12 protein-coding genes are annotated in these 13,391 nt (G+C 31.7%); 5 read left to right on the forward strand and 7 right to left on the reverse strand.

The genetic code is table 11. The features are described 5' to 3' along the window. Positions 1–53: 53 nt before the first annotated feature. The gene (locus LL038_RS08820) at positions 54–521 is read right to left on the reverse strand and encodes an S-ribosylhomocysteine lyase (protein WP_216106047.1); all 468 of its coding nucleotides are present in this window, start codon (positions 519–521) and stop codon (positions 54–56) included. Between the two features lie 327 nt (positions 522–848). On the opposite strand from LL038_RS08820, the gene LL038_RS08825 reads away from it, so the two are divergent. The 4 genes from LL038_RS08825 to LL038_RS08840 all read left to right on the forward strand — a co-directional run bounded on the left by LL038_RS08825 (position 849) and on the right by LL038_RS08840 (position 4,273). Further along, positions 849–1,277, forward strand: coding sequence for a helix-turn-helix domain-containing protein (locus tag LL038_RS08825; protein ID WP_216125856.1), 429 nt, complete (start codon positions 849–851; stop codon positions 1,275–1,277). Between the two features lie 48 nt (positions 1,278–1,325). Further along, on the forward strand, positions 1,326–1,694 hold the full coding sequence (locus tag LL038_RS08830) for an MFS transporter (protein ID WP_216125857.1): 369 nt from the start codon (positions 1,326–1,328) through the stop codon (positions 1,692–1,694). Positions 1,695–1,772: 78 nt separating this feature from the next. Beyond that, positions 1,773–3,233, forward strand: coding sequence for an IS1182 family transposase (locus tag LL038_RS08835; protein WP_216128210.1), 1,461 nt, complete (start codon positions 1,773–1,775; stop codon positions 3,231–3,233). A 125-nt stretch (positions 3,234–3,358) separates the two neighbouring features. Continuing rightward, the gene (locus LL038_RS08840) at positions 3,359–4,273 is read left to right on the forward strand and encodes an MFS transporter (protein WP_216123629.1); all 915 of its coding nucleotides are present in this window, start codon (positions 3,359–3,361) and stop codon (positions 4,271–4,273) included. Between the two features lie 209 nt (positions 4,274–4,482). Here the strand turns inward: LL038_RS08840 and LL038_RS08845 are convergent, their stop codons facing one another. Then, complete coding sequence (locus LL038_RS08845) at positions 4,483–5,070, reverse strand: undecaprenyl-diphosphatase (RefSeq protein ID WP_216123628.1); 588 nt, start codon at positions 5,068–5,070, stop codon at positions 4,483–4,485. Positions 5,071–5,300: 230 nt separating this feature from the next. Continuing rightward, entirely contained in the window at positions 5,301–7,391 is a 2,091-nt protein-coding gene (locus LL038_RS08850) for a transglycosylase domain-containing protein (RefSeq protein ID WP_216123627.1), read from the reverse strand. Positions 7,392–7,717: 326 nt separating this feature from the next. On the opposite strand from LL038_RS08850, the gene LL038_RS08855 reads away from it, so the two are divergent. After that, positions 7,718–9,520 carry a peptidoglycan D,D-transpeptidase FtsI family protein gene (locus tag LL038_RS08855; protein WP_216123625.1) on the forward strand — a complete coding sequence of 601 codons (1,803 nt, stop codon included), beginning with the start codon at positions 7,718–7,720 and terminating at the stop codon, positions 9,518–9,520. Between the two features lie 14 nt (positions 9,521–9,534). On the opposite strand, the gene LL038_RS08860 is transcribed toward LL038_RS08855, so the two are convergent. The 4 genes from LL038_RS08860 to LL038_RS08875 form a co-directional block, all read right to left on the reverse strand. Next, positions 9,535–11,073 carry a bifunctional lysylphosphatidylglycerol flippase/synthetase MprF gene (locus LL038_RS08860; protein WP_216123623.1) on the reverse strand — a complete coding sequence of 513 codons (1,539 nt, stop codon included), beginning with the start codon at positions 11,071–11,073 and terminating at the stop codon, positions 9,535–9,537. A gap of 12 nt (positions 11,074–11,085) precedes the next feature. Next, on the reverse strand, positions 11,086–11,316 hold the full coding sequence (locus LL038_RS08865) for a hypothetical protein (protein WP_216123621.1): 231 nt from the start codon (positions 11,314–11,316) through the stop codon (positions 11,086–11,088). A gap of 274 nt (positions 11,317–11,590) precedes the next feature. After that, positions 11,591–12,037 (reverse strand): cell wall hydrolase, encoded by a 447-nt coding sequence (locus LL038_RS08870; RefSeq protein ID WP_216123619.1) that lies wholly within the window; start codon positions 12,035–12,037, stop codon positions 11,591–11,593. A gap of 88 nt (positions 12,038–12,125) precedes the next feature. Then, positions 12,126–13,139, reverse strand: coding sequence for a lysylphosphatidylglycerol synthase transmembrane domain-containing protein (locus tag LL038_RS08875; RefSeq protein ID WP_216123617.1), 1,014 nt, complete (start codon positions 13,137–13,139; stop codon positions 12,126–12,128). Positions 13,140–13,391: the final 252 nt, after the last annotated feature.

The raw sequence follows: 13,391 nt of genomic DNA on the forward strand, positions 1-13,391 counted from the left end.
GATATTCTATTAAATTTTTAGCACTACCTATATACCTAAGTAGCGTTAAGATCTTAAGATTTTATTTCTGGATAAGTTACATTTAAAGAAGTTGCATTAAGAAGAGTATCAAGATATTCTTGTACATCTTTCTTTGCTCCTATTAGATCCATATCTGAATAATTACCACACTGGTCTGGTTGTGCTCCTGGTATCTCTCCCTCAAATGCTATTACAAATTTCATCATATCTTTTACTACCTCAAGACCCTTTGTCTTATCTATATTCCTCATGATCATATAGAAACCTGTTCTACAACCCATAGGTCCAAAGTAGATAACATCTTTAGCTATATCTTGATTTCTTAAATATGTGGCACCTATATGTTCAATAGTATGACAAGCACCTGTTGACATAACTTGTTCTCTATTAGGTTCTTTCATCCTAAGATCATAAGTAATGATATCTCCATCTATCCTTGACTCATAAAAACCTCTTAATAATTTAATATGATTAACTTGAAAACTTGATATTACTTCCATTATTATCTCCTCCTAATTTTCATTATACAATTCAAAGTGATCTATCTCTCTTCAACATGCTATACCTTATTATAACATATCAGATATTAAATATTTACCTTAAATAATTTTAATAAGTAAAAATAACTGTTTTACCCTAATAAAATATGTAGCTATACCCAAAGTGCCACCTTTTCACCACTATTGTTTCAAGTAGCTGGGTTTACCTTTATGATGCTAAATACTAGTTAATTACTGTTAAGTTCATATCAATTACTGTTTAAATTCAATATTTTCAAAAATGTGGTATAATATTATTTGAAAGCAAAAGGAGTTGTATACCACATTATGAATAACGACATTTTAAATCTTGAGCAAGCTGTTGAGTTTTTGAGAGTCAGCGAAAAAACTCTTATTAAATTATTACGCGAAGAAAATATTCCCGCCAGGAAAATAGGTAGAGAGTGGAGATTCAGCAAAGAAGCTCTCATTAATTGGATTGCATCTGGAAAATCTTTTGACTATATCAACCAAACTGAGCTGTATAAAATTTCTAAAGATATGCCAGGCAATTGCACTGATCTGTTTAATAATATTATTGAAGATTTGTCCAAAATAAAGGAAAACGGCAACAATATTAAGTATGTTCTTGAAGACCTTGACAGAGATATTGTAATTCCTGAAAACGCTACTTTACGTGTCAGCTATAAGCAGCAACGAGATGTTGAAAAACTAGAGTTTAAAATCTTTTGGGATTTGCGTGAGAATTTAAAATAAGAAATAAATTAGAAGGCATCGCCTTCACATTAAACGAGGAGAAATGTAATGAAGAAATTATCTAGTGGGCTACGTATGATTCTCATAATTGGATGCTGTGGTGCCTTGGCAATCTTTAGTTCTACAATATCCAAATCACCTATTCTACCTATATTCGCCAAAAGTTTAGGATCAAGTGGATCTGGGATTGGCTGGATTACATCGGCATCAACCATACCTGGAATTTTAATAAGCTATATCGCCGGTGATTTGGCTGATCGATTTGGATACAAAAAGATTCTTGTAGGATCATTACTCATTTTTGCCAGCGCACCATTTTTATATCTATTGGTGAAAAATCCTATGGAATTGGGGAGGCCACTGAAAAACTATATGAAAAATCGTCATCGAATTAAAGATGGCGATTTTTTTATGTAAAAGACTAAAAACAAAAAGGAATTTTAAAAGATATGTCGAATTAGTATAGTAGAATAAAATAAAAGGGGCTAAACTATTATGCTAAAAGGACAATTGGAAATAAAAATAAATACATACCATAGCTTATATTCGTTAATTATTCCGAAAGATAACATTTTAAAGCAAATTAATGACCTTGTTGACTTTTCATTTGTTTATGACGAATTGATTATTAACTATAGTTCATCTATGGGTAGAGGTGCTATTAACCCTATAATGCTATTTAAATATTTGCTTTTGAAAGTAATATATGAATTGTCTGATGAAGATGTTGTTGAAAGAACTCTTTATGATATGTCATTTAAATATTTTCTGAATTTAGCCCCAGAAGAAACAAATTTAATAAACTCAAGTACATTAACTAAATTTAGAAAGCTTCGCCTTAAAGACATGAATTTATTAGATTTATTAATAAACAAGACTGTAGAACTTGCTATAAAAGAGGGAGTTTTAAAAAGCAAAGCAATAATAGTTGATGCTACGCATACCAAGTCACGTTATAACCAAAAATCAGCAGGAGAAGAATTATTGAAACGTGCAAAAAATTTAAGAAAAACATTGTACGGAGTACATCCTGAGATAAAAGAAGATTTGCCGAATAAAGTTACAAATGGAGTACTTGAAGATATTCTTGAGTACTGCAAATTATTAATTGATAGCATAAACAAGAATCCAGAAATTGTAGCAAATCCAACTGTGAAAACTAAATTAAACTACTTAACCGAAGCTTTTAATGATGACATAGAAAACCTAAAACTATCAAAAGATGAGGATGCAAAAGTGGGGCATAAGACTGAGGATAGTTCTTTTTTTGGATATAAATCACACCTTGCTATGAGTGAAGAACGTTTAATTACAGCAGCTGTTATTACAACTGGCGAAAAAAGTGATGGAAAGGAGCTCATAGCCTTAATAGAAAAAAGCCGTGAGGCTGGTATAGATGTTAATGAAGTAATTGGAGATACAGCTTATTCTGAAAAGAAAAATCTAGAATATGCAAAAGAAAATAAAATTGCATTAATTTCAAAACTAAATCCTGTAATTTCACAAGGAATGCGAAAAAAAGAAGATGAATTTGAGTTTAATAAAGATGCTGGTTTATTTGTATGTCCGGCAGGTCATATGGCTATTAAAAAAGCAAAACAGGGAAAGAAGAATGTTGGTAAAAATCAAGTGTTAACTTACTATTTTAATGTAGAAAAGTGTAAAAATTGTGTTCATAAAGATGGGTGTTATAAAGAAGGCGCTAAATCTAAAACTTATTCAGTTTCAATAAAGTCAAATACCCACAAAGATCAAATAGAGTTCGAAAAAAGTGAATATTTTAAAAAACGTGCTAGGGAGCGTTATATGATAGAGGCTAAAAATAGTGAACTTAAGCACCAACATGGCTATGATGTAGCAATATCGTCAGGCTTAATTAGCATGCAAATGCAAGGTGCATTATCAATCTTCACTGTGAATCTAAAGAGAATAATTAAGTTGAAAAGCATGAAATAGGGCTTTTAAAACTTAATTATAAAAGAAAAAGCATGAGATATCCAAAAATATGGATTCCTCATGCTTTTTCTATTCAAATTTGAAAACTCTACTGAAAAAAGAGTGCTTTTTTCAGTGGCCTCGAATTGGGTGCGGTTCGTTTTTATCACGGTTTTGCTACGGCTGCATTCGGACCCGTTGCCATGGCTACCATTGCCGCCTTTAGCAGTAAGAATACCGGACAAAATCTATCTCTTTATTCCTCTGCTACCTTGATTGGACGTGCCTTGGCTCCAACCGTAGGTGGTATAATGTATGAAATTGGTGGATATACCAGTGTTTATATAATTGCAGGTATTGCAGGTATTTTAGCTTTATTTGCTGCGATTTGGTTTTTTCGTAAACCAGGTGAGGTAGAAGATAAAGAGATTACTCAATCAAAAAGAGATGAAGCTAATGAGCTTACATTCTTCAAAAAGTTGCGAGCAGTATTGACATATCGTCCGTTATTACTAGTTGGAATACTTGATGCTTGTGCATACTTCGCCTATGGCGCATTTGAAATGACATTTCCACTTTATGCAAAACAGCTTGGTATGTCCACTGGTGAAATTGGTATTCTTTTAGGCGTACAACTGGTTGGAATGGTACTATTTAAACCATTATTTGGCCGGGCGTCAGATCGACTTGGTCGTCTGCCAATGGCGATTATCGGTTTGTTGACATGTGCCTTGTCCTTCTTATTTCTATCCATTTTAAAGTCGACATTAGCCATTATTCCTTTAATAGTAGTATATGGGCTGGGTTTTGCACTTGTAACTGCAAGCACCAGTGCATTGGCAGCTGATGTTGCACGTAGGGGGCAACTTGGTGCATCGCTCGGTATACTGAGTACCATTATGGATATTGGTCAGACCCTTGGCCCTCCAGCTATTGGTGCAATTAGTGATACATACAGCTACTCTACTGGGATAATAGTACTTGGAATAGTCTTGCTGCTTGCAGCCATAGGGTGCATCATCGCACTGCTGAAACAACATCCACCAACTCAACTAGTTTAATCCCAAAATTTCCGCTGAATATTTTAAGTCTATGTAACAATACGTATTTGCTTTAGCTAATGTTAGTAAAAAATTCTTTTACACATTATATTATAATAACCCTGTATGATTCTATTTTGCAATGTACTCGGATTTTTAGAAACATACAACATAATAATAGCTTGTAGTAAATCGAAAAAAACATCTGAATTCCAGATGTTTTTTTAATATTAATCTTCGTTGTATAATGATTTAAGCCCTAATTTTATTGCTATTTTTTTTTCAACTATTTCATATAGATTTTCGACTTTACTTCTTAATTTCAAGTTATAAATATAACTTGTTGCAAAAACAATTATATATGCTCCTATAATATCCATAGGATAGTGGTGTCCAACATACACCCTTGAAAAGCTTACGATTATTGATAATATTGTCATTATAATTCCAAGTATTCTATTATATTTTCCTAAACCTAAAGCTATACTCATTGTTCCTGTAGCATGATTACTTGGAAATGATGAAGCTGTATCGTGAGGCAATAATAAATTCACCTTGTTATAAACAAAAGGTCTGTCCACATAAAAGATGCTTCTAATGCTTAAATTTAGGATTAGATTTACAGCTGTTAGAACGACTGTGCTAACAGCTATTTTTCTATATTCATATTTATTTTGTTTAATTCCTAAAATAAATACTATTACAATAACTGCCATAAATATATAAGGTACATATTGAGAAAAGAAAATCATTGTCTTATCTAAAATCATGTTTTTATTTGCTAAATTATTTATTACCCTAAAAAATTTCATATTCATTTTAACTATCCCCTCTATAATATCTTCAAATAAAAAATAACAACATTTGCTGAATAACGAACAGCTCTCATTATATTTTACATTATAGATATTTAAGATTAAATTTACATTAAAAAGTTCTTAAATTTGTATTAAAAAATTTTTCTATATTTTAAAACTTAAGTAAGTATCACAAAATATAATAGATGAAAACAATTGATTTTGGTATGCCAACAATTATAGAGATTTTTTTAATCTTGACCTGACCTTTGAATATTTTCTATTGTTTTGTTAGACATAATAGTTTGTGGTATTGTTACTATTCCATCGGGCGGAGTGATATCTTTTATAGGAAGATTAACATTTGCTTCCTTCATTAACTTTCCCCAAATTAAAGCGGCATCATTACTGCTTAAATTGGAAAACTTTTTATAGTCATCATTTCCTATCCAAACAGCAGCCGAGTAATATGGTGTTAAACCACAAAACCATAAATCTTTTGAATCAGTAGCAGTTCCTGTTTTACCTGCAACTGGCATATCTCCATATTTTGCACTGGTACCTGTACCACCAGGACTTATAGGCCCTTTTAACAAATCATACATTGTATAGGCACTTAGTGGATCAAGGGCTTTTCTAGTAGTATAGTTAGTTTCTAATAACACTTTTCCAGTCTTATCTACAACTTTAGTGTATAGCCTAGGTGAGGTATATAAACCAGAGTTTCCGAAAACTCCATAGGCTGCTGCCATAAGTAATGGGGTTTCACCCCCATGAAATTGGCCAAGTGCCATAGTAGAAATATTTTCATCAGCACTAGTAATATTTAGACCAAACTTTTTAGCATAAGCGTATCCTGTTACTACGCCTATTTGATCCTCAAGTTTAATAGCAGCTAGGTTTTGTGATGTCTTTATAGCCGAATACATTGTAATAGGGCCCTCTGGTTGATTATCATCACTCGGATTATAAGGAACCCCATTAGTTATATATTTATTAGCTATCTCAGGTGAAAGAGGTGAGTCATCTAATATCGTAGTTGCTAAAGCTTGTTTAGAGTCAATTGCAGCAGCATATACTGTTAAAGGTTTAATACTTGACCCAGTTGATCTAGGAAAGTTGATAGCATCAACTGCCCTATTATAGGACATTGCTGGTTTCTCACCTCTTCCACCTATAATTGCTTTAACTTGCCCTGTATGGTAATCAAGAATTACTGCAGAGGACTGCACTTCATTTTTACTTTCATTATAAACTTTATTAAATACTGGATCATTATCTAGTATTTTTTGAGATTTCACCTGTAGATTCTTATCCATAGTTGTATATATCTTTAACCCACCGCTCATTAATAAAGCTTTAACTTGTGAAGTACTATAATTATATTTAGCCATTAAATCAGTTTTAATTTGCTCAATAACAGGTACTGAAAAGGACTCATAAGTATATTTTTCTAAATTTTCATTAGGCCTTATAAAGACAATTTTATTAATTTTTATACTATTAATTGCGTCATCATATTCTTTTTCAGAAATTGAATTAGTTTCATACATTCTAGATAATACCAATTTAGTTTTATTTATGTATACATCAGGATTTTTTTCAGCAGAAGTAGTAAATGGATAAAATCCAGAAGGACTCTGAGCCATACCCGCAATAAATGCACTTTCTACTAATGTTAACTTGTTTGAAGTTTTGCTAAAATATTGATATGCTGCTGCTTCAACACCATAAGCATTACCGCCTAAAAAAATGGTATTCATGTAGGCTTCTAGAATATCGTTCTTTGTCATGGATTTATCGAGCTCTATAGCGAGGTAGGCTTCTTGTATTTTTCTTGCGTAATCAAGTCTATTATTTAACGAATCCTCTAAAAAAAGTCTATTTTTTATAAGCTGTTGAGTGATAGTGGATGCACCTTGGGTACTCTTATTACCATGAGAAATTTTATTTTGAACATCCACAAGCAAAGCTCTAGTAATGCCTTTATAATCTACTCCTCCATGTTGACGAAATCTTGCATCCTCAATAGCTATGAAAGCTGGGCCTAGATATTGAGATGTAGAGTCTAATGATACATCTGTTCTTTTTACAACTTGCTTATTTTTATCTGTGGTAATGACATCATCCATTGAATTTCCCTTATCATCATAAATTATAGATGTTTGGTTTAAATCTAAAATTTGATTAATATCTAAAGATGGTGATGTCTTGATAATCGCAAGAACCATACCAGCACCAGCTACAATTCCGACAACTAAAATTGATATTATAGTTAGAATAATAGTTTTAGCAATTTTATGCGTTTTTTTAACTTTCGTGCTATCTTTTATTTGTTTCATATAAGGGTCTCCTTTATATAGCAACATCTATAACCACACTTAAATTCATGGGTTTTATTGGCTAGTTTAATATTTGAGCGAAAGTGCTGTATCCTATTTCTTTATTTATATCATCTTTCAAATATAAAAGCACACAATATGTTTCTACTATAACATATATTAATAATATCATTACTTAAAATTATAAGATTAAACAGTTTTCTGTTTCTAGCACCTTAATTGTAGTTATTTTTATGTGTAATGTAGTATAATGTAGTATATATTAATGAAAAATGATTTAATATACACATTTTTAAACTAAAATATAAGGCAGGTTGGTGAACAAATTGAAAAAAAGAAAGCCTCGATGTAAAAGGATTTTTAGTGTAGGTATAGTATTTTCTTTATTATTTAGTGCTTTAGTGGGCAGATTATTTTATGTAATGAGCATTCATGGTTCTAATTACAGAACGCTAGCCGTACAGCAGCAAACTAAAAGTATAACAATAGCTCCTTATAGAGGAGAAATTCTAGACAGAAATGGCCTGCAATTGGCATTAAGCATTAATGTCTACAGGGTAGATGCTGATTTAACTGTATTAAATAAGTATTTAGTTGATAATAAAATACCCGAAGGACAAGCCACTGAAAAATTGGCAAAGATTCTTAATGTTAAAAACAGCGATGTTGAAAAAATATTAAATACCCAGAATAGTGAAGGCAAATTACTTCAATTCGTATCGCTTAAAAGACAGGTTGAGCAAGGGGTGGTAGATTCTATTAATAATTTGAAATACAAAGGAATAATAATTTCAAGTGATGTTAAAAGAATATATCCAAATGATACTTTTCTCTCTCAGGTACTAGGACATATTAATTTAAATGGTTCCGGGGTTAATGGGGTAGAGCTGAGCTATAACAATTATTTAGCAGGTACCCCCGGCGTGAAAGTGGTTCAGCTGGACAGATATAGTAACGAATTGCCTTATACCGAAGCTGTGACGGTTAATCCCATAAACGGAAAAAATTTGACATTAACTATAGATGAACAAATTCAAGAGTTAGCTGAAAGAGTGGCTAAGGAAACTTTAGAAGAAAATGGTGCGAAATCTGTAAGTATAACAATTATGAATCCCAATAATGGTGAGGTTTTAGCAATGGCAAATTCGCCTGGTTATAATTTAAATGAGCCTTATGCAAAGGGTAATACAAGTAGTCAATCAGAGGCTACATGGAGGAATACAGCTGTAAGCGATGTATTTGAGCCAGGATCAATCTTCAAGGTTATAATGGCTGCTGCTGCACTCCAATATAATTCTGTGACTGATAAATATCTTTTTACAAACAATGGTAGTATTAAGATTGGCAATAAAACATTGTACAACGATAATAAAGAAAAGTATGGTGTTGAAACTTTTTCAGATATATTAAAAAACTCCGACAATGTTGGGTTTATAAATCTTGGACAAATGATTGGAAAAGAGAATCTTTATAAGTTTGCAAAAGACGCTGGAATTGGTAAAAAAACTAATATAGACTTGCCTGGAGAAGGCACTGGGTTAATAAAAGATTTAAAAAGTATTACACCACTTGATCTTGCTACGATGTCATATGGACAAGGTGTTGCAGTTACACAAATACAGTATATGGCAGCATTTAATGCAGTTGCTAATGGAGGTACATTGATAACGCCACATGTTATGAAAGAAATATCTCATAATATAAACGGTAAAACAGTTGTGGACAATCAATATAGTAATCTTAACAAAAGAACTATAATGAGCAGTGGTAAAGCAGCTTTATTAAGAACATATTTGGAAACGGTCGTTAAAAAAGGAACTGCTGCTGGAACCTATATGGCTGGTTATAATATAGGTGGGAAGACAGGAACTGCTAATAAAGTTGATAGCGTCAGCGGTGGCTATATCTCCGGTAAATACATATCATCATTTGCTGGCATGGCTCCTGCAAGTAATCCAAAAGTAAGCTTAATAGTTACTATTGAGGAACCAAACTCAGACAACTATTATGCAGCCCAGACAGCAGTACCAGCTTCAAAAAAGATATTTTCTGAGCTGTTTACAATAATGGGTATATCTCCAGATAATGTTAATGGCGCAGTTAACAAAAATGCTACTAATAAAAAATAAAATTACATTATTTTTTATTTTTTATTGTAATATTTGTCAATAGCCTCATTAACATGCACCCACCCTTTCCAGCCTCTTTGCTCACTATCCATTAGAATAGATTTGAGTTGTACAAGAATAAAATCACTTACCCCTTTCGGATTTTGGGCCTTTATTATTGAATATGCAATCCTGGGTGTAAACAATTTAGGATAATATACTATATACCGATTTTCCCAAACTGTAGGATTGTATTTTTTTTTATAATGGTATAAACCTTTAAATCCATAAAAGCTATTAAGTTTTTCATATATAAATTCAAATAATTTACCAGTTACTCCAGCCTCATCGGTAGCATTCACAAGTGGTGACAACCCTAATGTACCCCACTTTACTCCCTCTAGTTTCATCTTATTAAAAGCTTCAACTGTAATTTTTTCCATAACTCCAATAGGAGCATTATTCCTTCGCCTCGTAATATCTGCTAGATAACCTTTTCCTCCAGCAAAAGGGGAAAATACAATAAACCCAAGCATACTTTTTTTATTGTTGTAAGCTACAAAATATCTTCTGCCCATAGGATTACCCAGTGATATCGTTCCCAACATAAAAGACAATTCACTGCTGCTTTTATCTTTAAGCCATTCATCTGAAACATCATTAATTTGCTGTTCAATTAATCTATCTCTTTTCTCTAAGGGTTTATATTCAGATACCGTAATACCTAAGTCAGAGGCATGATTTATCGCGTTTCTTATTTTAGCTACTTTACCTCCTGCTAAGCTATATGTCTCAAGATCAAACATAGCTTCTTCACCACATTTTGTTTTTCCAAACCCAAGAAAAGTATATACCGGAATATATTTTTCGAGTGTATGGCAAAAACATATATCAAAATTATTTTGTTTGGAATAAGTTATAAATTCCGTTATAAGTAAAGGCATATCTTTCTCATCACATATTGGATCTCCTGCACATACTGCAACTCCTATAGTTATTGTGTATACTATTACCCCTTCAACGATATGCCCAAAATAGTATCTTTTGTCATCTTCAAGTGCAACATACGAAAGAGAATTTTCGCCGTATTTATGAAGCAATTTTCTTACCTTCTCTTTATCAAATGCAGTGACAAAAGGCTGATAAACAAGTGGTTTTAAAATAAGAAAAATTGCAGCTAAAACCCCAGTCCAGTTTATCGCTATTTCAGTCTTTATGAAGACCAGTTCCATTGTTGATAACTGTCCTAAAGTAGAAAAATCAGATAAAAATAGCATTCTCAAAGTGCGTAAAATAGTATAACCCAATATGTTTACTGTTAAAAATCTAATATTTACTTCATAAGCTACAAACCACGTATTAATAATAATTAAAAAAATAACTATAACACAAAGAAACATACTATTTCTTAGGCTTATTGGATCAGATTTTCTCTTAAATTTTTTATAATTAAAAGACAAAATAATAATAACAATAAATTCAACAATAATAGCATGGTCAAATAAACTGTGTAAGTTGATTACATTCATAAGCATTGAAACAGACAGCATACATATTGAAATTACCCATGCCATTGTCATCCTTTTTTAAAGTCTGTAGCTTGTAAAAATCAATACAAATCCTGTAATAACAGAAATTGTTCTATGCAGTACTAATGTTTCAGGACTAAAAAAATAAAAATATTTACTTATATACGAAATAACATGAATTCTATAGTAGTATTCGTACAATATATTTTCAATTCCTAACATTAAAGTAAGTAATACAGCAATATTGATAATACTATTTCTAATAGTTTCGTTAATTATCCTTTTCAAAAAAACACTTCCTTAAATATTGTGTGATAATTTTTTTATTGAAAGTTTCAATAAACTTTCCCTTATATAATACTATATATTTGTAACATTAAAAACAAATTAAAAATATCTCAAATTCAGTTTAAAAGTATGATAGATAGTAATAAATAAAAACACTTAAACCCCTATTCAATTCTACTTCAAATCAAATTTGGGAGTATTTAGCGGATTCCTTGCATCCCCTAAACACTCCCAAGTCTAACATTATATGTTTCACTAGTCCTTTAGTTAATTATCATCTAGTTTTATAATAGAGTGCTGTTGGATTGTAAAAGCAATGATTAACTACACTAACCTGAAAAGTACCACTACCATTAAACGGAAATTCATTCGGACATCCTGGTAAAAAAGGATTAAAATACCACAGCGATTCACCAACTGTATATAATCTATTGCCAGCTATCGCCCAATCAGCAATATCATAATGTATCTGTTCTGGTGGACTTGCCCAAATGGTTTGTGGATTAGCCACACCAGCAAGTACAGAAGTTGCACAATCAAATTGTCCTGGTTGAAATATGACTTTTCTTACATCCCCTTGACCTGTCCTAAGATATTCACCAGCAGCTACGTTTACTCTGTTCATAATTACAGAAGCAACACCCTTCATCCCATTTTCTCCTTCACCACCAGCTTCACACTTTATTAATCTAGCCAATAACTCTCTAACACTATAAGCCATTATTTTCCATCTCCTTAAATCACTTTACTTTATTATTATATTCATGATATGAGAGATTGCCCTTGAATTTCTTGTTTAGGGGCATTTTTCAAGGTTTATAAGCCGTAGAATTTTTCGGTAGACGTATTGCAAATAATGAGCCTACAAGAATACAAGAGTAGTAGGTTATTATTCTCCAAAGAAGAACCCCGGGCAATATATTTTCTTTAAAAAACATTGTGAAAAGTAATACAAATCCACCCTCTGCACCTCCTGATCCACCAGGAAGCGGAGTTATAGATACTATAAGCATTACTAAGGTTTGTGCCGCTAACATATTAAATAGACTAGCATACTCCAAATTAAATCCTCTAAATATGATGTATGGTATAATATAAAAGACTGTGAGTTGAGCCGTATTAATAATTACGATCCTAAGAACTGTCTTATAATTTTTAGCAATAAATATAGCATTATCATGAAAATCATCCAACCCTTTTTCAATTTTATCTACAGATTTTTGCCAATTTTTTAATAGCTTTATTTTACATAGAAACTTGCTACCACCAAGCAATAATGCCTTAGTAAATCTCTTGTTTATTGAAAACATAACTGCGGTTAAGATAATTCCAAAATTAAATATAAAGCCTACAAGACACAAATAAAAAATACCGGAAATTTTTGATATGAAATAATTATACTTTAAGATAATTATAATGAAAGAATATATTGTAAGTGTTGTTTGATGAATAATAAACTTCATCACGAGTATTGAGCTAGCAGATGCTGGTTCTATACCTTCATTCTCTAAAACATAATAAATAGCAGGTTGCGCACCTGTCTGAAATGGTGTTATAGAGGCATAAAATTGACCAACCATAGCCGCTTTTATTGAATCTCGGAATTTTTGTTCTTTAAAAAGTAATTTAGAAAGTCCTTGTACAATAAATACTTCAAGAGCCCAATAAACGAACATTAAAGCAATTGCCTCAATTATCCACGATATGTTGATTACTTTAAGCACACTTACCAATTGATGTAACCCATTTTCATATAAAAAGAAGTATGCAAATATTGCTAAAGATATTATAATTGCTGCTACGTTAAGTATTTTATTTTTCATTAAACTCTCCTTTCATTAGCATTATTAGCCTTCTCATTATCTAAGCTAAATATTAATGAATTCATTCACATGGTTGATTAATATATCCATAAATTCTATATTACAGTTAATGAAACTCCTATGGTTGGTAATTTGTGGTCATACAATAACTTCACCACCTTGATGTATTCAGCTAAATCAAAAATGTGAAAATACGTTGCGTCATCTATTCCACTAAGTGTATTTTTTATAGAAATTAATGCATCTTTATAA

The sequence above is a fragment of the Clostridium estertheticum genome (assembly GCF_026650985.1).
Lineage (GTDB): Bacteria > Bacillota > Clostridia > Clostridiales > Clostridiaceae > Clostridium_AD > Clostridium_AD estertheticum_C.